The sequence below is a fragment of the Kosakonia sp. S42 genome (assembly GCF_016624785.1).
GTDB lineage: Bacteria > Pseudomonadota > Gammaproteobacteria > Enterobacterales > Enterobacteriaceae > Kosakonia > Kosakonia cowanii.
The window spans coordinates 265,504-287,017 of the sequence record NZ_JACVTW010000003.1 but is presented as its reverse complement, the minus strand read 5'-3'; the positions used below and the strand labels follow the sequence as shown (position 1 = coordinate 287,017).

Here is a 21,514-nt window from a genome sequence, read left to right as displayed (position 1 = left end):
ATGACGTCTGACACTACCGAGGTGTACTATTTTTACCCGAGTCGCTAATTTTTGCCGCAAGGTGCTAAGCCGCGAAGAGAGCATGGCCGTTGAGGCAATGGCCAAACCGCAAATGGCGGTTATCCCGCGTGAGCAGCACGCTATTTCCCGCAAAGATATCAGCGAAAATGCGCTCAAAGTGCTCTATCGTCTGAATAAAGCGGGCTATGAAGCTTACCTGGTAGGCGGCGGTGTGCGCGACTTGTTGCTGGGCAAAAAACCAAAAGATTTTGATGTCACCACCAACGCCACGCCGGATCAGGTGCGCAAGCTGTTCCGCAACTGCCGCCTGGTGGGTCGCCGTTTCCGCCTCGCACATGTGATGTTCGGGCCGGAGATTATCGAAGTGGCGACCTTCCGTGGTCATCATGACGATCAACAAACCGATCGCACCATCTCCCAGCGCGGCCAGAACGGCATGCTGCTGCGCGACAACATCTTCGGCTCAATTGAAGAAGATGCCCAGCGTCGTGACTTCACCATTAACAGCCTCTATTACAGCGTTGCCGACTTTACCGTACGTGATTACGTCGGCGGCATGCGCGATCTGCAAGAGGGCACCATCCGCCTGATCGGCAACCCGGAAACCCGCTACCGCGAAGATCCGGTGCGCATGCTGCGCGCGGTGCGTTTCGCCGCCAAGCTGGGCATGCAGATCAGCGAAGAGACCGCAGAGCCGATCCCGCGTCTGGCAACCTTAATTAACGACGTGCCGCCGGCGCGTCTGTTTGAAGAGTCCCTGAAGCTGCTGCAGGCTGGTTACGGTTACGATACCTACCAGTTGCTGCGCGAATATGGCCTCTTCCAGCCGCTCTTCCCGATCATCACCCGCTGCTTTACCGAGCGCGGTGACAGCCCGATGGAGCGCATTATTGCCCAGGTGCTGAAGAACACCGATAACCGCATTCACAACGATATGCGCGTTAACCCGGCGTTTCTGTTTGCCGCCATGTTCTGGTATCCGCTGCTGGAGAACGCGCAGCGTATCACCCAGGAGGGCGGGCTGGCCTATTACGACGCCTTCGCGCTGGCGATGAACGACGTGCTCGACGAAGCGTGCCGCTCGCTGGCGATCCCGAAACGCATCACTACGCTGGTTCGTGATATCTGGCAGCTGCAGCTACGCATGTCCCGTCGCCAGGGCAAACGCGCCTGGAAACTGATGGAGCATCCGAAATTCCGCGCCTCGTACGATCTGCTGGCGCTGCGCGCCGAGGCGGAAAACAACGCTGAGCTGCAACGCCTGACAAAATGGTGGGGCGAGTTCCAGGTCTCTGCACCGCCAGCGCAAAAACATATGCTTGATGATTTAGGTGAAGAGCCGGCCGAGCGCCGTCGCCATCGCCGTCCGCGTAAACGCGCGCCGCGCCGTGAGGGCAGTGCGTGACGCTGGCCTTTATCGCGCTGGGCAGCAATCTCGCCTCGCCGCTCGATCAAGTAAACGCCGCGATAGCCGCGCTGGGGGAGATCCCCGACAGCCGGATCGTGGCGTGCTCCTCGCTTTACCGCACTCCCCCGCTCGGCCCGCCGGATCAGCCTGACTATCTCAACGCCGCCGTGGCGCTGGAAACCACGCTCGCACCGGAAGCCCTTCTCGACCATACGCAGCGCATTGAGCTGCAACAGGGGCGCGTACGTAAAGCCGAGCGCTGGGGGCCGCGCACCCTTGACCTCGATATCATGCTGTTTGGCGAGATGGCAGTGCAGACCGCGCGCCTGACCATTCCCCATTACGATATGAAAAACCGCGGCTTTATGCTGTGGCCACTGTTTGAGATCGCCCCTGACCTGCACTTTCCCGATGGCGAATCATTACAGGCCGTGTTGACTCGTCTGAACGCGCCAAAACCTCACGCCTGGTAACCCCGCCTGAAAAGGTGACCTGCATCAACGGGTTGCCTAAAGTCATTGCCCCCCTGAATGTTGCTGCTTAGAATGCGCCAGATTCGCCTTCGACTATCAGGAAACGCTATGAAACCGACGACCCTCTCGTGGCTGCTGAAATGTAAGCAGGAGAAGCGCCGCTTCGCCACCATCACCGCCTATGACTACAGCTTCGCCAAACTCTTTGCCGAAGAGGGAATCAACGTGATGCTGGTCGGCGATTCGTTAGGCATGACGGTACAAGGGCACGACTCCACGCTGCCGGTAACGGTAGCCGATATCGCTTATCACACCCAGGCGGTTCGCCGCGGCGCACCCGCCTGCCTGCTGCTCGCCGATCTGCCGTTTATGGCCTACGCCACCCCTGAACAGGCGTTTGAGAACGCGGCTGCGGTGATGCGCGCGGGTGCCAATATGGTGAAAATCGAAGGCGGCCGCTGGCTGGCACCGACGGTGAAAATGCTCACCGAACGCGCGGTGCCGGTCTGCGGGCACCTCGGTTTAACCCCGCAATCGGTCAACATCTTCGGCGGTTATAAAGTTCAGGGACGCGGTGATGCAGCGCAAGGCCTGTATGAGGATGCGCTGGCGCTGGAAGCGGCAGGCGCGCAGCTGCTGGTGCTGGAGTGCGTGCCGGTTGAACTGGCGCAGCGCATTACTGAGGCGCTAACCATCCCGGTGATTGGTATTGGCGCAGGTAATGTGACCGACGGACAGATTCTGGTGATGCATGACGCATTCGGCATTACCGGTGGACATATTCCAAAATTTGCTAAAAATTTCCTCAATCAAGCAGGCGACATGCGTGCCGCGGTCAGGCAGTATGTGGCTGAAGTCGAGTCCGGAGCCTATCCGGGCGAAGAGCACAGTTTCCATTAAGGAGCCTTGTTGTGTTGATTATTGAAACCCTGCCGCTGCTGCGCCAGCATATTCGCCGCCTGCGTCAGGAAGGAAAACGCATTGCGCTGGTGCCGACCATGGGCAACCTGCACGATGGTCATATGAAGCTGGTCGACGAAGCGAAACTGCGCGCCGATGTGGTGGTGGTAAGCATCTTTGTGAACCCGATGCAGTTTGACCGCCAGGATGACCTGGTGCGCTACCCGCGCACGCTGCAGGAAGATTGTGAAAAGCTGAACAAACGCAAAGTCGATTTCGTCTTTGCCCCGGCACCTGCGGATATCTACCCGCAGGGCACGGAAGGCCAGACTTATGTTGACGTTCCGGGCATCTCGACGATGCTGGAAGGTGCCAGCCGTCCCGGCCATTTCCGCGGCGTCTCGACCATCGTCAGCAAGCTGTTTAATCTGGTCCAGCCCGACATCGCCTGCTTCGGCGAGAAGGATTACCAGCAGTTGCAGCTGATCCGCAAAATGGTGGCGGATATGGGCTACGACATTGAGATTGTCGGTGTACCAACCGTGCGGGCGAAAGATGGCCTGGCGCTCAGCTCGCGTAACGGCTATCTCACCGCTGACCAGCGTAAAATCGCGCCGGGAATGAGCAAAGTGATGAACGCCATCGCCGATAAATTACAGGCGGGTGAGCGCGATATCGAAGAGCTGGTGGCACTGGCGGAGCAGCAGGTTAACGAAGCCGGTTTCCGCGCTGATGATATTCAGATCCGCGATGCGGACACGCTGCTTGAAGTGACAGAGAGCAGCGAGCGCGCGGTGATTCTGATGGCGGCATGGCTCGGCCAGGCGCGGCTTATCGACAACAAAGTGGTTGAATTGACCCAGAAATAATCTGGCAGAACGCTGCGCCGGTTAAGGCGCGGCAACAACAGACGGGGTTAAGCAGGGAGCCGTCTCCCCGTTTCGGCTTTACTCTCAGTAACGAAGGTTCAACTTATGATTCGCACTATGCTGCAAGGCAAGCTCCACCGCGTCAAAGTGACGCAGGCCGACCTGCATTACGAAGGCTCCTGCGCCATCGACCAGGATTTCCTGGAAGCGGCCGGTATCCTTGAATACGAAGCCATTGATATCTACAACGTCACCAACGGTAAGCGCTTCTCTACCTATGCGATTGCCGGTGAGCGCGGCTCGCGCATTATCTCCGTTAACGGCGCGGCGGCGCACTGTGCGGATGTCGGCGATATTCTGATTATCGCCAGCTACGTCACCATGCCCGATGACGTGGCCCGCAACTGGCAGCCGAAAGTGGCCTATTTTGACGGCGACAACGAGATGAAGCGCACCGCGAAAGCCGTGCCGGTTCAGGTTGCCTGATGCCTACCCCTGCGGCTGATTGCTGATCAGCCGCGACATCGTTTCCAGCGAGTCCGTCCGTAAGATATAGAGCCGTTTTAACAGGAACGGATTATCCCCCGGCTTCACCTTTCCGCGCACCGTGGTTACCGCCATATGGAAACCGGCGTCATTTGCCGCTTTCACCGCTTTATCGTCATAACCGCCAAACGGATAGGAGAGATAGAGCACATGCGGGTTGAACTGCGCCAGCGCGCGGCGTGAGCGTTTAAAATCAAACAGGATGTTGTGATAGCTACGGCTAAAGAGGATCGGATGGCGCGCGTCATCGACCCGGTGCAGGAAGTGGGTGTGCGACTGCACATCAAACACATCACGAATGCCGTTAAGCTCCGACACGCTCATAAACTGCAGCGATTTTGGGTCCCACTTCTGCGGCTTTAGCTTGATGCGCGACGAGATAATAAACGCCGTCGCTTTAAAGCCATACTGGCGCAGGATCGGGTAGGCGTAGCGGCTGACGGACTTCAGCCCATCATCAAAGGTGATCACCACCGCGCGGGCGGGCAGATTCATGCGGTTACGCACATACCCTTCCAGCTGATACATCGACAGTGTGGCGTAACCCTGGTCGCGCAGCCACGTCATCTGGTTGGTAAAGGCACGAACCGAAGTGGTAGTGGAAGTGTGGCGAAAGCGGGTGTTCTCTTCGTCATGCAAAATATGGTGGTAAGTCAGCACCGGCAGGCCGTTATCTTCCTGCGCATCGAGGCTGCTGACCCACGCCAGCCGGTTGCCGATGCGGATCTGAAACCAGGTCTGGTTCAGGCGATCCTTGAGCTTATCGATAATCGGGTAGCGCAGGTTTTGCGCCAGCGTGCCGAACTGCGGGCTGGTTTTATCGGGCGCGTTGTAGAGCGGCGTATCCTGCCAGGTGATGAGATTCTGGTTGCTGAGCGGCTTATTAAGATCGCCGAGGCTATCCTGCACGCGCTTGTTGCCCGTCACCGTGCCGAGATGGCCTTTATCAATAAACCCCGAGCCAAAGCCGAAGCGAAAGGCGTAGTAATCCTCCTCGCCCGGCACCACGCCGATGATCTGCCCGGCGCGAATATTGCCGACGGTAATGACCTTATCGCCCACCTGCGCCCAGATGTCGGCATCTTCGGTGGTTTGCAGATAACGTGCAGGAACAGCTTGTTCGCTGATAATGGCGGCAGAGACGCTACCGGCCAGCAACAGAAAGAGAAAGGCAATCAAACGAGACATGAGACGAACCGCGTTAGGAAAGTGGCGTGATTGTAACAAAACCTGAGGGATTTAATGGCTTTGTTTAGGTCAAAAAGTGGGCTAACTCGGCGGATTGCTTCCTGGCAGGTGACCTCTGGTGTGGAATGCTCATCTTCTGTTCAAACTTTGCCTTTCCATTTCCCTGCTGTATGTTATTTGTGCAATTGCACCTTAATAATGGACTAAGGGATCATCATGAACATGGATAAAGCTCTTATTCTCGCTCTGCTTTTAGGCTTTTCATCCGCTTCAGGCGCGGCTTTCGCGGGTCAATGCCCGGCAAAAGGAAGCATAACGTCAACGGGCGTGGAAACGGACACGGATGGGATTTCAAGCGTGGTTTATTGCTCCCCATCCGCCACTAACTGTAGATGGAAAGGATTCGACCCGATGGCCATCATAGGCAGTAAAGTAAAAGAACTCTTAAATGCGATGAATCAGCCCACCAGAAACAATGGACTCACTTATTGTGACTACCGATTAGAAACGGGCGATCAAATAAGAATGTCTTTAAAACACGATTAAGTGCTGTTCATGCAAAACGATAAGATCGCCGAAGCGATCTTATCGTTTTTTAGAGCAATGCTGAAAATAGCCGGATAACCGCTAGCTACGCAAACCGCGCCCACGCTGAATCAGATACCAGCAGGTCAGATAGAAGCCGAGGATAAAGACCACCAGCACGCCGACCGTGGTGATCAGCGGTACATCGCTAATCCCGAGGAAGCCGAAGCGGAAGCCGCTGATCATATAGACGATCGGGTTCAGGTGCGACAGCGCCTGCCAGAACGGCGGCAGCAGCGTCAGGGAGTAGAAGACGCCGCCGAGGTAGGTCAGCGGGGTCAACACAAAGGTCGGGATCAGGCTGATATCGTCAAAGGTTTTGGCGAACACCGCATTCAGCAGACCGGCCAGCGAAAAGAGCACCGCGGTAAGCAGCAGCGTCAGCCCGACAAACAGCCATGAGTGCACCTGGAAAGGCACGAAGAAGAGCGACACCGCCGTTACCAGCACGCCAACGCAGAGCCCGCGCGCCACGCCGCCGCCAACATAACCCACGATAATTACGTGCGTCGGCACCGGTGCCACCAGCAGTTCTTCAATGTTGCGCTGGAACTTGGCGCTAAAGAAGGAGGAGGCGACGTTGGCATAGCCGTTGGTGATCACCGCCATCATGATCAGACCCGGAACGATAAACTGCATATAGGTGAAGCCGTGCATTTCACCAATACGCGAACCGATCAGGTTGCCGAAAATAATAAAGTAGAGGGTCATGGTGATCACCGGCGGCACCAGTGTCTGCACCCAGATACGCATAAAACGCTGGATCTCTTTGTACCAGATACTCTTCAGCGCCACCCAATAAAGCTGCATCATGCGCCCTCTCCTTTCCTGTCATGCACCAGCGTAACGAACAGCTCTTCAAGGCGGTTGGCTTTGTTACGCATACTTAATACCTGGATCCCCTGCGCGCTCAGCTGGCTAAAGACGCTGTTGATCCCCTGCTCGCGCAGCACTTCCACTTCGAGCGTTGAGGTATCTACCAGTCGATATTGATACCCTTCCAGCTTCGGCAGCGCGCTTTTCGCCGCCAGATCAAGGATAAAGGTCTCCGATTTAAGCTTGGAGAGCAGCGACTTCATCGAGGTGTTCTCCACCAGTTCACCATGCTGGATGATGCCGATATTGCGGCACAGCATCTCCGCCTCTTCCAGATAGTGAGTGGTGAGAATAATGGTGGTGCCTTTGTCGTTCAGATCCTTCAAAAAGCCCCACATGGAGCGGCGCAGTTCGATGTCGACGCCCGCCGTTGGCTCATCAAGAATCAGCAGTTTTGGCTCATGCATCAGCGCACGGGCAATCATTAAACGGCGCTTCATCCCGCCGGAGAGCATACGCGCACGTTCGTTACGCTTTCCCCACAGATCGAGCTGGTTAAGGTACTTTTCGCTGCGAGCTAATGCATCTTTGCGATCGACACCGTAGTAGCCCGCCTGGTTGACGACAATCTGCTGTACGGTTTCAAAGGGGTTGAAGTTGAACTCCTGCGGCACCAGCCCCAGCTGGCGTTTGGCGTTCACCACATCCTTTTCCAGGTCATAGCCAAAGACGCTGACCCGACCAGAGGTTTTGTTCACTAGCGAGCTGATAATGCCGATGGTGGTCGACTTACCCGCGCCGTTCGGCCCAAGCAGGGCGTAGAAGTCTCCCGCCTCGACTTGCAGATCGATTCCGCGCAGCGCCTGAACGCCGCCAGGATAGGTTTTTTTAAGCTGCTCAAGCTCCAGTGCAATGGTCATGAATTATCACTTACCTATTTTCTTACACTCGATGTGTGGTTTTAAAAGAGAAAGAGTTGACCTATATTAGGCCTCGCACTCATTTTGCTTACAGGTCGCAAAGCGCTATGAAAGACATAGATACACTCATCAGCAACAACGCACTATGGTCAAAAATGCTGGTCGAGGAAGATCCAGGATTTTTTGAAACGCTGGCGCAGGCACAAAAGCCGCGCTTTCTGTGGATTGGCTGTTCAGACTCACGCGTTCCGGCTGAGCGCCTGACTGGCCTTGAACCCGGCGAGCTGTTTGTTCACCGTAACGTGGCCAACCTGGTCATCCATACCGACTTAAACTGCCTCTCCGTTGTGCAATACGCGGTTGATGTGCTGGAAGTTGAACACATCATCATCTGCGGCCACTACGGCTGCGGCGGCGTTCAGGCAGCGGTTGAAAACCCGGAACTGGGTCTTATCAACAACTGGCTGCTGCACATTCGCGACATCTGGTTTAAACATAGCTCGCTGCTCGGCGAAATGCCGCCAGAACGTCGTCTCGATACGCTGTGCGAATTAAACGTCATGGAGCAGGTTTATAACCTTGGCCACTCAACGATTATGCAATCCGCCTGGAAACGCGGCCAGAACGTGACGATTCACGGCTGGGCTTACGGCATCCATGACGGCCTGCTGCGCGATCTGGATGTGACCGCCACCAACCGCGAAACGCTGGAACAGCGTTACCGCACAGGTGTACAGAACATCAGCCAGAAGCACATTAATCACAAATAACAATCGGGGCCGTCGGCCCCGATTTTTTTATTCGTCCAGCATTACCACTTTGCCGACGTAGGGCAAATGGCGATAGCGCTGAGCGTAGTCAATTCCGTAACCCACCACAAACTCATCCGGAATCGAAAAACCGACATACTCGACGGTGACATCCACTTCGCGTCGCGAGGGTTTATCGAGCAGGGTGCAGATCGCCAGCGACTTCGGCTCGCGCAGGCTCAGGATCTCGCGAACTTTCGACAGCGTGTTGCCAGAATCGATAATGTCTTCAACAATCAATACATCTTTGCCGCGAATATCTTCATCCAGATCTTTGAGGATTTTCACATCGCGGGTCGATGACATGCCGCTGCCGTAGCTGGAGGCGGTCATAAAATCGACTTCATGGGAGACCTGCACTTCACGGCAGAGATCGGCCATAAACATAAACGAGCCGCGCAGCAGCCCCACCAGCACCATCTCGCTGCCGCTATCTTTGTAACGTTCAGTGATTTGACGACCCAGTTCGGCGACGCGTGCTTTGATCTCCGCTTCCGGGATCATCACTTCAACTTTGTGTTTCATATTAACTAACCATATGATTTTAGAAGCAAATAATTCAACACCAATCGCTTAAACCGGTGATTGAAACGCAAGCCGTGAAGTATACCAGCAAAACCAATTGAGGTGGGCATGCATCGAGAAAGCTCGATTTGTGATGACGATCACACTTGTTAACACCTATAATTAGTTGCTATCAAAAATTTAACAAACTGATGAGTATTCCTTTTATGGCAGAAACAAAATCGCAACGGTCGCGGCTATTGATCATGCTGACGACGATCTTTGCAGCCTTCTGCGGGCTGTATCTTTTAATCGGTGGTGTCTGGCTGGTCTCCATCGGCGGCTCCTGGTACTACCCCATCGCTGGCCTGGTGATGCTCGGTGTGACCTGGCTGCTGTGGAAAGGGAAGCGTTCCGCGCTCTGGCTTTACGCGGCTCTGCTGCTTGCCACCATGCTGTGGGGCGTTTGGGAAGTCGGCTTCGACTTCTGGGCGCTGACCCCACGTAGCGATATCCTTGTCTTCTTCGGTATCTGGCTGATTCTGCCATTTGTCTGGCGTCGCCTGATTATTCCTGCCCGCGGCGCGGTTGCTGCTCTGTTAGCGGTACTGCTGATTAGCGGCGGCATTCTGACCTGGGCTGGTTTTAACGACCCACAGGAGATCAACGGCACCCTGAGCGCTGACTCGACGCCTGCTGCACCGATCTCTAACGTTGCCGATAGCGACTGGCCGGCTTATGGCCGTAACCAGGAAGGCCAGCGTTACTCCCCGCTGAAGCAGATCAACGCGGATAACGTGAAGAACCTGAAGGAAGCCTGGGTGTTCCGCACCGGCGACCTGAAGCTGCCGAACGATCCGGGTGAAATCACCAACGAAGTGACGCCGATTAAAGTGGGCGACACCCTGTTCCTCTGCACCGCGCACCAGCGTCTGTTCGCACTTGATGCGGCAAGCGGTAAAGAGAAGTGGCACTTCGATCCGCAGCTGAATGCGGATCCGTCCTTCCAGCACGTAACCTGCCGTGGTGTCTCTTACCACGAAGCGACGGCGGAAAACGCCAGCCCGGACGTGGTGGCTAACTGCCCGCGCCGCATCATTCTGCCGGTGAACGACGGTCGCCTGTTTGCGGTTAACGCTGATAACGGCAAGCTGTGTGACACCTTTGCTAACAAAGGTATCCTCAACCTGCAAACCAACATGCCGGTTACTACGCCAGGGATGTATGAGCCGACTTCACCGCCGATCGTCACCGATAAAGTGATTATCATTGCCGGTGCGGTAACGGATAACTTCTCCACCCGTGAGCCGTCTGGTGTGATTCGTGGTTTCGATATCAACACCGGTAAGCTGCTGTGGGCCTTCGATCCGGGCGCGAAAGATCCGAATGCAATCCCGTCGGATGAGCACAAGTTCACCATTAACTCGCCGAACTCCTGGGCGCCTGCCGCCTATGACGCCAAGCTGGATATGGTCTACCTGCCGATGGGCGTTACTACGCCAGATATCTGGGGCGGTAACCGTACGCCGGAGCAGGAGCGTTACGCCAGTTCCATTGTTGCGTTGAATGCGACCACCGGTAAGCTGGTGTGGAGCTATCAGACCGTACACCACGATCTGTGGGATATGGATATGCCGTCCCAGCCGACGCTGGCGGATATCGATGTTAACGGTAAGAAAGTGCCGGTCGTTTATGCTCCGGCGAAAACCGGTAACATCTTCGTGCTGGATCGCCGTAACGGCGAACTGGTTGTGCCGGCACCGGAAAAACCGGTTCCGCAGGGCGCAGCGAAAGGCGATTACGTCACCAAAACCCAACCCTTCTCCGATCTGAGCTTCCGTCCGAAGCGAGATCTGAGCGGCGCGGATATGTGGGGCGCCACCATGTTCGACCAACTGGTGTGCCGCGTGATGTTCCACCAGATGCGTTATGAAGGCATTTTCACTCCGCCGTCTGAGCAGGGTACGCTGGTCTTCCCGGGTAACCTCGGCATGTTTGAGTGGGGCGGTATCTCCGTCGATCCAAACCGCCAGGTGGCGATTGCTAACCCGATGGCGCTGCCGTTTGTCTCGAAGCTGATCCCGCGTGGTCCAAACAACCCGATGGAGCCGCCGAAAGATGCGAAAGGCACCGGTTCGGAATCCGGTATTCAGCCGCAGTATGGCGTGCCGTTTGGCGTAACGCTGAATCCGTTCCTCTCGCCGTTTGGCCTGCCGTGCAAACAGCCAGCCTGGGGTTATATCTCTGCGCTGGATCTGAAAACCAACCAGGTAGCATGGAAAAAACGTATCGGTACGCCGCAGGATAGCCTGCCGTTCCCGATGCCGATTAAAGTGCCGTTTACCCTCGGTATGCCGATGCTCGGCGGCCCGATCTCCACTGCCGGTAACGTGCTGTTTATTGCCGGTACCGCGGATAACTACCTGCGCGCATACAACATGACCAACGGTGACAAACTGTGGGAAGGTCGTCTGCCAGCGGGTGGTCAGGCCACGCCGATGACCTATGAAGTGAATGGCAAGCAGTATGTTGTCATCTCTGCAGGCGGTCACGGTTCGTTCGGCACCAAGATGGGTGATTACATCGTGGCGTTTGCTCTGCCGGATGATGCGAAGTAATTAAGCACTCTGATGTGGTATTGCCGGATGGCGGCTAACGCCTTATCCGGCCTACAAAACAAAGCCCGGCACGCATTGCGCTGCCGGGCTTTTTTGTTGTGGAATCGCAATGCATTGCCGGATGGCGGCTGGCGCCTTATCCGGCCTACAAAACCCTGAAACCGACCACAGAACCGTAGGCCTGATAAGCGCAGCGCCATCAGGCATATTTACCCGCTGCGGTTTACGCGACGGTAAAGCCAAGCATCATGCCGGTATCTTCATGCTCCAGCAGATGGCAGTGCGCCATATAGGCAAACTCTTTCGCTGCCGCATGATCAAAGCGCACCAGCACTTCACTGCGCGCACCGTACACATTGACCGTATCCTTCCAGCCTGCGCGATGCGCCGCGGGCGGCTTGCCGTTTTCGGAGAGGATGCGGAACTGCGTACCGTGAATATGAAACGGATGCAACATCATGTCCCCCTCCCCGGAGATCGCCCAGCGCTCAAACTGCCCTTTTTGCACCGCAAATTGCGGCGTCACCATATCAAACGCTTTGCCGTTAATCCGGTTGGCATTGTGGAAATCAAACCCCTGGCTGCCGTGATCCATATGGCCATGATCCATCTGCATGCCGTGCATGCCCTGCATATCGCCGTGATGCATCCCCATGCCTGCCATCGCGCCGTCGCCATACTTCTGCTGCAGCGCCTGCATCCCCATCATATCGAGCATCGGATCCATCGACAGTTGCAGAGTGCGCTGAGTTAAGCCCTCAAGCGCAGGCAGTGCGGGCAGCGTGGCAAGCTTATCCGGCAGATCGCCCGAGGCGGTTACCTGCAGCGGCTGGATACGCAGCACCGGCACTGGCTGGTCGAACGGCGCGACGGTCATCCCCATCTGCTTAACCGGCAGCGTTATAAGATCGAAAGGCTTGCCATCGCTGATATCCACCAGCACCTCGAACCGCTCGCCCATCAACATCGGCAGTTCAGTCACCTTAACCGGCTCACTTAACAACCCGCCGTCGCTGGCGATGACATAGAGCGGGCGCTGATCGCTGGTAGCGAAATTGAGCGAGCGCGCGTTACACCCGTTGAGCAGGCGCAGGCGCAGCCAGCCGCGCGGAGCCGCATGCTGCGGGTAGACCGCACCATTGGCGAGCAGCGTATCGCCAAACCACCCCACCGCCGCGCTCATTACATCAAGCTGGTAATCAATTTGCCCCTGCGCGGTCAATTTTTTGTCCTGCACGATGACCGGCACATCATCGATGCCCCACTGCTGCGGCAGGCGCAGTTTGCGGCTGTTGTCATCTTCGATCAGCACCAGCCCGGCGAGCCCCATCGCCACCTGACGCCCGGTTTTTCCATGCTGATGAGGGTGGAACCAGCAGGTGGCGGCCTGCTGCGTGGGCGTGAAGGTCACCGACCGGCTACCGCCCGCCTTAATCACGCCCTGCGGCCCGCCGTCGACCTCGCCCGGCACTTCGAGACCGTGCCAGTGCACGGTGGTCTCTTCGGCAAGCTGATTGCGGATATCTACCGTCACCGCTTTTCCCTGACGCAGCCGAATAGCAGGCCCCAGCAACGCGCCGTTATACCCCCAGGTTGTCGCGCTTTTCTGCGCAAACTGGCTCTCCCCCGCCTGCACCGTTAAGACAATGCGGCTCTCTGCATCCGGGGCAAGCAGCGGTGGAATGGGTAACGTGGGCCAGGTGGCGGCGAAGAGCGAGCGGCTCCAGAGCGGCAGCGCGCTGGCAGCCCCCAGGAGCGCGGAATATTTAAGGAAATCTCGACGTTGCATGGGTATGTCCTTATCAAGAGTCGGCGATGCTTTAAGCGTAAACCTTTCCCCTGCCGGAAGGTCAAGAAAGCAGACGATAATAAATATCGTCGCGTTAACTGGACTGTGCTAACGTTTAATTTCCGTTACGCCGTGGTAGAGAGAATGAAAACGTTTTTCAGAAGTATCATCCTTGGCAGCCTGCTCGCTGTCTCCGCCAATAGTTATGCCCTGAGTGAATCTGAAGCTGAAGACATGGCCGATCTGACGGCGGTGTTTGTTTTCCTGAAAAATGACTGCGGTTATAACAACTTACCTAACGGGCAGATCCGCCGTGCGCTGGTCTTTTTTGCCCAGCAAAATCAGTGGGATCTCAGCAACTACGATAGCTGGAACATGAAAGCGCTGGGCGAAGAGAGCTACCGCGATCTGAGCGGCATCGGCATTCCAACGGCGAAAAAGTGTAAGGCTCTTGCCCGTGACTCGTTGAGTCTGCTCGCCTACGTGAAATAGCGCTTATCTTTTGACCGTGCATCGTTCGCCAGAGTTGGCTATCATGTTGCGCCCGTTTTTCACGGATGTTAACAAAGGAGCGACGAATGGCCGACAACACCATTTGGCAAGAAACGCTGCACGACAACTTTGGTCAGTACTTTGCCGTTGATAAGGTGCTTTACCACGAGAAGACCGATCATCAGGATCTGATTATCTTCGAAAACGCCGCCTTTGGCCGCGTGATGGCGCTGGATGGCGTGGTACAAACTACCGAACGCGATGAGTTTATCTATCACGAGATGATGACTCACGTTCCGCTGCTGGCGCACGGTCACGCAAAGCATGTGCTGATCATCGGCGGCGGCGACGGCGCGATGCTGCGCGAAGTCTCCCGCCACAAAAATATTGAAACCATCACCATGGTAGAGATCGACGCAGGCGTCGTCTCTTTCTGTCGCCAGTACCTGCCAAAACACAACGCCGGTGCCTACGATGACCCGCGCTTTGAGCTGGTGATTGATGATGGCGTCAACTTCGTCAACCACACGCAAAAAACTTTCGATGTGATTATCTCTGACTGTACCGATCCTGTCGGTCCGGGCGAGAGCCTCTTCACCTCGGCGTTTTATGAAGGGTGCAAGCGCTGCCTCAATCCCGGTGGGATTTTTGTCGCGCAGAACGGCGTCTGCTTCTTACAGCAGGAGGAAGCCGTCGGCAGCCATCGCAAACTGGGCCACTACTTTGCCGATGTTAGTTTCTACCAAGCGGCGATCCCGACCTATTACGGCGGCATTATGACCTTTGCCTGGGCGACGGATAATGAAGCGTTGCGCTCGCTCTCCACGGAGATTATCGCCGCGCGTTTCCACACCGCCGCACTGACCTGCCGTTACTACAATCCGGCAATCCATACGGCAGCATTTGCTCTGCCACAATATCTACACGATGCACTGTCTGCACAGTGACGCTAAGGGGGTGAGAAAAATTGAAAAAGCTTAAACTACATGGCTTTAACAACCTGACCAAAAGCCTGAGTTTTTGTATCTACGATATCTGCTACGCCAAAACCGCCGAAGAGCGCGACGGCTATATTGCCTATATTGATGAACTCTATAACGCCAACCGCCTGACGGAGATCCTCACGGAGACCTGTAACATCATTGGCGCCAACATTTTGAATATTGCCCGCCAGGACTACGAGCCGCAGGGTGCGAGCGTGACGATCCTGGTGAGCGAAGAGCCGGTCGACCCGCACCTGATCGATAAAACCGAACACCCGGGGCCGCTGCCGGAAGCGGTTGTCGCGCATCTGGATAAGAGCCATATCTGCGTGCACACCTACCCGGAAAGCCACCCTGAAGGCGGGTTGTGCACCTTCCGCGCCGACATTGAAGTCTCAACCTGCGGGGTGATTTCGCCGCTGAAAGCGCTGAACTACCTTATCCATCAGCTTGAGTCGGATATCGTGACCGTCGACTACCGCGTGCGCGGCTTTACGCGTGACGTGAATGGCATGAAGCACTTCATCGACCACGAGATTAATTCGATCCAGAACTTTATGTCTGACGATATGAAATCGCTGTATGACATGATGGATGTGAATGTTTACCAGGAAAACATGTTCCATACCAAAATGTTGCTTAAAGAGTTCGACCTTAAGCACTACATGTTCCATACCAAACCGGAAGATTTGACGCCGCAGGAGCGGAAAGAGATCACGGAAGCGCTGTGGAAAGAGATGCGCGAGATCTACTACGGCCGCAACATCCCGGCCGTGTAAATGCGCAGCGGGAGCAGGGACGCTCCCCGATTAGCGCTGCTTAAGAAATTGCCGGTAAGCGGCCACTACCTGAAGAAAATCCTCCACGCCGCAGAGCGATAAACTCTCCTCATCGTAGTAGTTCATCCCCTCTTCCATCTCGTCGCCGGTAAACTCCAGCAGATTGGCGCGGATCATCACCTCTTCGCCATCCAGCCACAGCGTGTACTCATGGCCGATGCGCTGCCAGGAGCGCTCGCTGCCCTTCACCGTTTGCGCCGCCTGCTCCACTTCATCCAACAGGGCGAGGTTCTCTTTCACCTCTTCGTTAAACCAGTGGCCGATCACTTCGTGCCCCATCGACATGCGCACTTTGACGCCGCCGGTGACATCGCGCAGAAATTCGTAATCCATCATTGCTCCTCATGGGGGCCAGAGAGCCGCCAGTGCTTTAATTATCGCAGCACCATACAGGAAAAAAAGCGCGGGGACGGGAAGGAAGGGAAAAAAAAGCCACTCCGAAGAGTGGCTTTCTGATTTAGACGGCGGTCTGGAATATCACGCCTTCAGCTTTGTCGGTGTATTGATCAAGCTGGTCAAAGTTGAGGTAGCGGTAAGTATCCACGGCGGTTTTATCCACCTGATCCATAAAGGTCAGATACTCCTGCGGCGTCGGCAGCTTGCCGATCAGCGCCGAGACGGCAGCCAGCTCAGCAGAAGCCAGGAAGACGTTCGCGCCGGTACCTAAACGGTTCGGGAAGTTACGGGTCGAGGTTGAAACGACGGTCGCACCGTCTGCCACACGCGCCTGGTTACCCATGCACAGGGAGCAGCCCGGGATTTCGATACGCGCACCGCTCTTACCAAAGACGCTGTAGTAGCCCTCTTCGGTCAGCTGCGCGGCATCCATACGCGTCGGCGGCGCAACCCACAGGCGGGTCGGCAGCTGGCCTTTGTGGCTGTCCAGCAGCTTACCGGCGGCGCGGAAGTGGCCGATGTTGGTCATACAGGAACCGATGAACACCTCATCGATGCTTTCGCCCTGTACATCAGAGAGCAGACGCGCATCGTCCGGATCGTTCGGCGCGCAGAGGATCGGCTCTTTGATTTCGGCCAGATCGATATCGATCACCGCCGCGTAATCTGCGTCCGCATCCGCTTCAAGCAGCTGCGGATCCGCCAGCCATTTCTCCATGCCCTGGATACGGCGCTCCAGCGTACGGCGGTCGCCGTAGCCTTCAGCAATCATCCACTTCAGCAGCACGATGTTGGAGGTCAGGTATTCGATAATCGGCTCTTTGTTCAGCTTGATGGTGCAACCCGCAGCAGAACGCTCTGCGGAGGCATCGGTCAGCTCGAACGCCTGCTCGACTTTCAGATCCGGCAAGCCTTCAATTTCCAGGATGCGGCCAGAGAAGATGTTTTTCTTACCCTTCTTCTCAACGGTCAGCAGACCCTGTTTGATGGCGTACAGCGGAATGGCGTGAACCAGATCGCGCAGGGTGATGCCCGGCTGCATTTTGCCTTTAAAGCGCACCAGCACCGATTCCGGCATATCCAGCGGCATTACGCCGGTCGCGGCAGCAAACGCCACCAGACCCGAGCCCGCCGGGAAGGAGATACCAATCGGGAAACGGGTGTGGGAGTCACCGCCGGTACCAACGGTATCCGGCAGCAGCATGCGGTTCAGCCAGGAGTGGATAACGCCATCGCCCGGACGCAGCGACACGCCGCCACGGTTCATAATGAAGTCCGGCAGCGTATGGTGGGTAGTGACGTCAACCGGCTTCGGATAGGCCGCAGTGTGGCAGAAGGACTGCATCACCAGGTCGGCAGAGAAGCCGAGGCACGCCAGATCTTTCAGCTCGTCACGGGTCATCGGCCCGGTGGTGTCCTGCGAGCCCACAGAGGTCATCTTCGGTTCGCAGTATGCGCCCGGACGAACACCGTCGACGCCACAGGCGCGGCCGACCATTTTCTGCGCCAGCGAGTAGCCGCGGCTGCTCTCCGCCACGTCTTTCGCCTGACGGAAGATCTCGCTCTGCGGCAGACCCAGCGCTTCACGCGCTTTGGTGGTCAGGCCACGGCCGATAATCAGCGGGATACGGCCACCGGCGCGCACTTCATCGATCAGCACGTCGGTTTTTAGTTCAAAGGTCGCCAGCAGTTCGTTGGTTTCGTGGTTGCGCACTTCGCCTTTGAACGGGTAAACGTCAATCACGTCGCCCATGTTCAGGTCAGAGACGTCAACTTCAATCGGCAGCGCACCGGCATCTTCCATGGTGTTGAAGAAGATAGGCGCGATTTTGCCGCCAAGCACCAGACCGCCGCCGCGCTTGTTCGGCACGTTCGGAATGTCGTCGCCCATAAACCACAGCACCGAGTTGGTGGCGGATTTACGCGAAGAGCCGGTCCCGACAACGTCGCCGACGTAGGCCAGCGGGAAGCCTTTCTGCGCCAGCGCTTCGATCTGCTTGATCGGGCCAACGCTGCCCGGCTGATCCGGTTCGATCCCTTCACGGGCGTTTTTCAGCATCGCCAGCGCGTGCAGCGGAATATCCGGGCGCGACCAGGCATCCGGTGCCGGTGAAAGGTCATCGGTGTTGGTTTCGCCGGTCACTTTAAAGACGGTAACGGTGATCTTCTCGGCCAGCGGCGGACGGCTCTGGAACCATTCAGCATCCGCCCAGGATTGCATCACCTGTTTGGCGTAGGCGTTGCCCGCTTTCGCTTTCTCTTCCACATCGTAGAAGTTATCGAACATCAGCAGGGTATGGGAGAGGGCTTTGGCAGCAATCGGTGCCAGCGTATCGTTATCCAGCGCGTCAATCAGCGGATGGATGTTATAACCGCCCTGCATGGTACCCAGCAGTTCAACGGCTTTCTCAGGGCTAACCAGTGGGGAGGTTGCTTCGCCTTTGGCGACAGCTGCAAGGAAACCCGCTTTCACATAGGCGGCTTCGTCAACACCGGGCGGTACACGATTAGCCAGCAGGTCTAACAGGAATTCTTCTTCGCCAGCAGGCGGACTCTTCAGCAGCTCGACAAGCGCGGCCATTTGGGTTGCATCTAATGGTTTTGGCGCAATCCCCTCAGCGGCACGTTCAGCTACGTGCTTACGGTATTCTTCTAGCACGACGGTTCTCCTCGCTCTCATTGTCATAATGCGGCAGGCGTTTCTCTTCACGCTCCTGTGAGACAGCAGTTTGTAGGGTAAATCCGCGAACCGCGCCGGGCAGCATAGCAGGAATTTCAGGGGGTGTTAATCTGTTTACAAAAAAGCAACATTAAATCCCGGCTGAATCGTTACAGATGGCATAAAGCAGACGGCAGAGGGGTTTAGCGAAAAATAATCCTCGAACCGCCGAGAAAACAAACGGCTCCGCAGAGCCGTTACGTTAAGACAATGTTAAAGCTTGCCGAGAATGTCCAGCCCCCAGCTACGGCTGTATTTCTCCGGGTTCAGGCTCTCATCAACCAGTTTGCCCAGCAGGTACTTTTTCACCGTTTCACGGTTATCTACCAGCTGATGGTGCTGAACGTTGGCCAGTTGGCCGCGTCCATTGTAGTTGAGCGTGGTGCTGTTCTCCTCGCTGTTTTCGACCACATGGTAGTAGTAGCTTTGTGAGGATTTCTGCGTGCCCAGCGCCAGTGGAATCGACGGATCGATCGCCTGGTGCCAGGCAGCGCTCAGGTTGCTACGCGTCGTCTGCTTCACGCTCTTAGAGCTGTCGCTATGATCGCTGGCTTCCGTTGACTGCGAGGCGGTGTAGGCAAAGCGATCTTTCTCCTGCAACTTCGCCGGGTTGACCGACTTCTCCGTCTGCGTCAGCGAGAGTGAAAAATCATTCAGCCCGCTGAGCTGTGACGCGCCGTTATCACCGATGCGAATCGCATTGGTCGCCACGACAGGCATTTTTTCAGCGCTGGTATTGCTGTTAAGCGCGCGGAAGACCGCCTTCAGCGCCGCCATCTGGTCATAATTGCCCTGCCCGGCAGTGCGCGCTTTATCGAATTTACTGTCCCACGCGCTTAAGGCGGTTTGCTGCTGCGCGGCGTTACCAGCAAAGGCGGAGTGCGCCATGTCGCTGCTCATTTTCAGCGAGAAGTCGCCATCTTCATAAGCCGTGGAGCGCGTTTTGTTATCCGCATGGAAATTGAGCGATTGCAATGACTTATCGTCGTTACGCAGGTCGGTTTTCAGGTCCACCGATTTCAGCAGGCGCGTATCAAACTGGGTTAAGCCGCTGATGTCCAACTGCGGTTGCTGCTTGCCGAGGCCGCTGAGGGTCTCTCCCAGCGCTTTACCGAGGCCCGCGATGGCGGCGGCTTCGTCGTCATTGAGCGCTTCGCCGTCGGTTTTCAGCTGGACGGTCATGCCGTCATCCTGCTGGCTCATCACCAGCTGCACTTTGGTGCCGGACTGGGTGACGATATCCATGGTGATGGCTGAATCATAAGGCGCGCGGGCAATGCCCATATCCGCACCGCGCAGCGTCTGCACCACATCGCCACGGTTATCATTCAGGTTGCTCAGCAGCGTGCTGCCAAGCGTGGCGAAAGCGGAAACGGAGATACCACCGGAGGCCAGCCCCATCAGCCCCTGAATCTGGCTATGCTGCTGCTCGGCAATCGCCGGGTTCACTTTCTTGGGCATCAGCGAATAGACGGCGGCAATCTCCGACGTCTGGCTACCGAACATCACTTTTGTCGAGGCGTCATCCACGGGAGATGCTTTGTTTACAGATGCGGGCGCAGCAGTGCCGACCCGCGCAGAGGTACTGACCCGCGCGGCTGATGGCAGTAGCGCAGTAAGGTTAAGGCCGTTAATCATGGCGATGAAACTCCCTCTCACCGAAATAGTAAATAAGTAACATCGGCAACGTGCGGCGAAGGTTTATCGCTTTTGGCTGAAAAGCAGGCACCCGTCACTTTTACCTATAAAAAAAGCGGGCCAGTTGCCTGAGCCCGCTTGTTAGCTGCCAGCAGTCAACTTACATAATGTTGGCGACAGATTTTGCCAGCTGCGCTTCGAGGGCCGGTTTCGCCTCTTCGAATTTCAGGTTTACTTTGTTGGCGTTAGAGACCACGCGGGTCTGGTATTTCGCGCGGTTACCCTCTTCGGTGCTGGTCTGCAGCTTGATACCAGAGGTGCCCTGACGCAGAGCGGCGATATTATCGGTGGTCACTTTCGCTTTGCTGCGCTCGGAGATCTGCAAGTCGGTGATCATAGTGAAGTTCACATCTTCCACCATCGCGTCTGCTGCGAGGCCAATCAGGCCAGCCGCCAGACCCACGCCCAGCGCGGCACCGGAGGAGTTGCTGTTATAGGCGGTGATACCGGCCCCCAGACCGGCACCAATCGCCGCGCCTTCGTAACCACTTTTCAGGTAGCCCTGAGTTTCACGCAGATCCATTTTGTCCGCTTTCAGCACGTTCGCCTGGATCCAGTAATAGGCCGTATCCGGAGAGGAGGTGACTTTGTAGCCTTTATCGCTCAGCTCTTTTGCCAGCAGGGTCTGCAAATTACTCATGTCTTTATCAGAGGTATTTTTTACCTGAATAAACACAGTTTTCTCAGAAGCCGGCTCCAGCCAGATGGTCTGGCTCATCTGAGTTTTTACATCCAGATTGCGTTTTTTGATAGCCGTCGTCATCGCGCCACAGCCGGAGAGGGTAAACGCTGCCAGAACCATACCGACAACAGCGAGTTTTTTAATAGACATTAACGATTCCTTTATATTTCGAACACCAGAAGAACAACAAATGCGGCAAAGGCAGGACGGGAGCGATGAAACGCGGATAAGTGACAAAGTCCATGTCATGACGACGCCA

20 protein-coding genes are annotated in these 21,514 nt (G+C 56.2%); 11 read left to right on the top strand and 9 right to left on the bottom strand.

The genetic code is table 11. From position 1 onward, the window contains the following. Nucleotides 1–28: 28 nt before the first annotated feature. The 5 genes from pcnB (at nucleotide 29) to panD (ending at nucleotide 4,157) form a co-directional block, all read left to right on the top strand. On the top strand, nucleotides 29–1,426 hold the full coding sequence (gene pcnB / locus IAE50_RS06945) for a polynucleotide adenylyltransferase PcnB (RefSeq protein WP_225975754.1): 1,398 nt from the start codon (nucleotides 29–31) through the stop codon (nucleotides 1,424–1,426). Further along, nucleotides 1,423–1,902: a 2-amino-4-hydroxy-6-hydroxymethyldihydropteridine diphosphokinase gene (gene folK / locus IAE50_RS06940; RefSeq protein WP_094419378.1), complete on the top strand. Its 480-nt coding sequence runs from the start codon at nucleotides 1,423–1,425 to the stop codon at nucleotides 1,900–1,902. Before pcnB ends, folK begins: the two co-directional genes overlap by 4 nt. A gap of 108 nt (nucleotides 1,903–2,010) precedes the next feature. Continuing rightward, nucleotides 2,011–2,802: a 3-methyl-2-oxobutanoate hydroxymethyltransferase gene (panB, locus tag IAE50_RS06935; protein ID WP_042716565.1), complete on the top strand. Its 792-nt coding sequence runs from the start codon at nucleotides 2,011–2,013 to the stop codon at nucleotides 2,800–2,802. Nucleotides 2,803–2,813: 11 nt separating this feature from the next. Next, nucleotides 2,814–3,671, top strand: a complete 858-nt coding sequence (panC, locus tag IAE50_RS06930; RefSeq protein ID WP_200134255.1) for a pantoate--beta-alanine ligase — start codon at nucleotides 2,814–2,816, stop codon at nucleotides 3,669–3,671. A 105-nt stretch (nucleotides 3,672–3,776) separates the two neighbouring features. Then, complete coding sequence (gene panD, locus IAE50_RS06925; protein WP_094419375.1) at nucleotides 3,777–4,157, top strand: aspartate 1-decarboxylase; 381 nt, start codon at nucleotides 3,777–3,779, stop codon at nucleotides 4,155–4,157. Between the two features lie 3 nt (nucleotides 4,158–4,160). Here the strand turns inward: panD and IAE50_RS06920 are convergent, their stop codons facing one another. Further along, nucleotides 4,161–5,405 carry a polysaccharide deacetylase family protein gene (locus IAE50_RS06920; RefSeq protein ID WP_200134254.1) on the bottom strand — a complete coding sequence of 415 codons (1,245 nt, stop codon included), beginning with the start codon at nucleotides 5,403–5,405 and terminating at the stop codon, nucleotides 4,161–4,163. 216 nt (nucleotides 5,406–5,621) lie between these two features. Here IAE50_RS06920 and IAE50_RS06915 point away from each other — a divergent pair, with 216 nt between their 5' ends. Beyond that, complete coding sequence (locus IAE50_RS06915; protein WP_094419374.1) at nucleotides 5,622–5,951, top strand: hypothetical protein; 330 nt, start codon at nucleotides 5,622–5,624, stop codon at nucleotides 5,949–5,951. 81 nt (nucleotides 5,952–6,032) lie between these two features. Here IAE50_RS06915 and IAE50_RS06910 read toward each other — a convergent pair whose 3' ends face one another. Together IAE50_RS06910 and IAE50_RS06905 are read right to left on the bottom strand one after the other, a co-directional pair. Then, the gene (locus IAE50_RS06910; protein WP_094419373.1) at nucleotides 6,033–6,803 is read right to left on the bottom strand and encodes an ABC transporter permease; all 771 of its coding nucleotides are present in this window, start codon (nucleotides 6,801–6,803) and stop codon (nucleotides 6,033–6,035) included. Continuing rightward, nucleotides 6,800–7,726 carry an ABC transporter ATP-binding protein gene (locus IAE50_RS06905; protein WP_200134253.1) on the bottom strand — a complete coding sequence of 309 codons (927 nt, stop codon included), beginning with the start codon at nucleotides 7,724–7,726 and terminating at the stop codon, nucleotides 6,800–6,802. Before IAE50_RS06905 ends, IAE50_RS06910 begins: the two co-directional genes overlap by 4 nt. A gap of 107 nt (nucleotides 7,727–7,833) precedes the next feature. Between IAE50_RS06905 and can the strand changes: the two genes are divergently transcribed. Continuing rightward, nucleotides 7,834–8,496: a carbonate dehydratase gene (gene can / locus IAE50_RS06900; protein WP_042716572.1), complete on the top strand. Its 663-nt coding sequence runs from the start codon at nucleotides 7,834–7,836 to the stop codon at nucleotides 8,494–8,496. A 27-nt stretch (nucleotides 8,497–8,523) separates the two neighbouring features. Here can and hpt read toward each other — a convergent pair whose 3' ends face one another. Then, nucleotides 8,524–9,060 (bottom strand): hypoxanthine phosphoribosyltransferase, encoded by a 537-nt coding sequence (gene hpt, locus IAE50_RS06895; RefSeq protein ID WP_023480399.1) that lies wholly within the window; start codon nucleotides 9,058–9,060, stop codon nucleotides 8,524–8,526. A 206-nt stretch (nucleotides 9,061–9,266) separates the two neighbouring features. Between hpt and IAE50_RS06890 the strand changes: the two genes are divergently transcribed. Then, nucleotides 9,267–11,657, top strand: a complete 2,391-nt coding sequence (locus IAE50_RS06890; protein WP_023480348.1) for a glucose/quinate/shikimate family membrane-bound PQQ-dependent dehydrogenase — start codon at nucleotides 9,267–9,269, stop codon at nucleotides 11,655–11,657. 223 nt (nucleotides 11,658–11,880) lie between these two features. Here IAE50_RS06890 and cueO read toward each other — a convergent pair whose 3' ends face one another. Then, complete coding sequence (gene cueO / locus IAE50_RS06885) at nucleotides 11,881–13,446, bottom strand: multicopper oxidase CueO (protein WP_200134252.1); 1,566 nt, start codon at nucleotides 13,444–13,446, stop codon at nucleotides 11,881–11,883. A 144-nt stretch (nucleotides 13,447–13,590) separates the two neighbouring features. Between cueO and IAE50_RS06880 the strand changes: the two genes are divergently transcribed. The 3 genes from IAE50_RS06880 to speD all read left to right on the top strand — a co-directional run bounded on the left by IAE50_RS06880 (nucleotide 13,591) and on the right by speD (nucleotide 15,700). Further along, entirely contained in the window at nucleotides 13,591–13,938 is a 348-nt protein-coding gene (locus tag IAE50_RS06880; protein ID WP_023480277.1) for a YacC family pilotin-like protein, read from the top strand. Between the two features lie 86 nt (nucleotides 13,939–14,024). After that, nucleotides 14,025–14,885, top strand: coding sequence for a polyamine aminopropyltransferase (speE, locus tag IAE50_RS06875; RefSeq protein WP_023480226.1), 861 nt, complete (start codon nucleotides 14,025–14,027; stop codon nucleotides 14,883–14,885). Between the two features lie 20 nt (nucleotides 14,886–14,905). Continuing rightward, nucleotides 14,906–15,700, top strand: coding sequence for an adenosylmethionine decarboxylase (gene speD / locus IAE50_RS06870; RefSeq protein ID WP_200579896.1), 795 nt, complete (start codon nucleotides 14,906–14,908; stop codon nucleotides 15,698–15,700). Between the two features lie 30 nt (nucleotides 15,701–15,730). Here speD and yacL read toward each other — a convergent pair whose 3' ends face one another. The 4 genes from yacL to traT all read right to left on the bottom strand — a co-directional run bounded on the left by yacL (nucleotide 15,731) and on the right by traT (nucleotide 21,405). Beyond that, nucleotides 15,731–16,093: a protein YacL gene (gene yacL, locus IAE50_RS06865; RefSeq protein ID WP_042716579.1), complete on the bottom strand. Its 363-nt coding sequence runs from the start codon at nucleotides 16,091–16,093 to the stop codon at nucleotides 15,731–15,733. A 124-nt stretch (nucleotides 16,094–16,217) separates the two neighbouring features. Next, nucleotides 16,218–18,815 (bottom strand): bifunctional aconitate hydratase 2/2-methylisocitrate dehydratase, encoded by a 2,598-nt coding sequence (gene acnB, locus IAE50_RS06860; protein ID WP_200579895.1) that lies wholly within the window; start codon nucleotides 18,813–18,815, stop codon nucleotides 16,218–16,220. A gap of 273 nt (nucleotides 18,816–19,088) precedes the next feature. Continuing rightward, on the bottom strand, nucleotides 19,089–20,513 hold the full coding sequence (locus tag IAE50_RS06855) for a hypothetical protein (protein ID WP_200579894.1): 1,425 nt from the start codon (nucleotides 20,511–20,513) through the stop codon (nucleotides 19,089–19,091). 160 nt (nucleotides 20,514–20,673) lie between these two features. Continuing rightward, nucleotides 20,674–21,405, bottom strand: a complete 732-nt coding sequence (traT, locus tag IAE50_RS06850; RefSeq protein WP_023480291.1) for a conjugal transfer complement resistance protein TraT — start codon at nucleotides 21,403–21,405, stop codon at nucleotides 20,674–20,676. Between the last annotated feature and the right edge of the window lie 109 nt (nucleotides 21,406–21,514).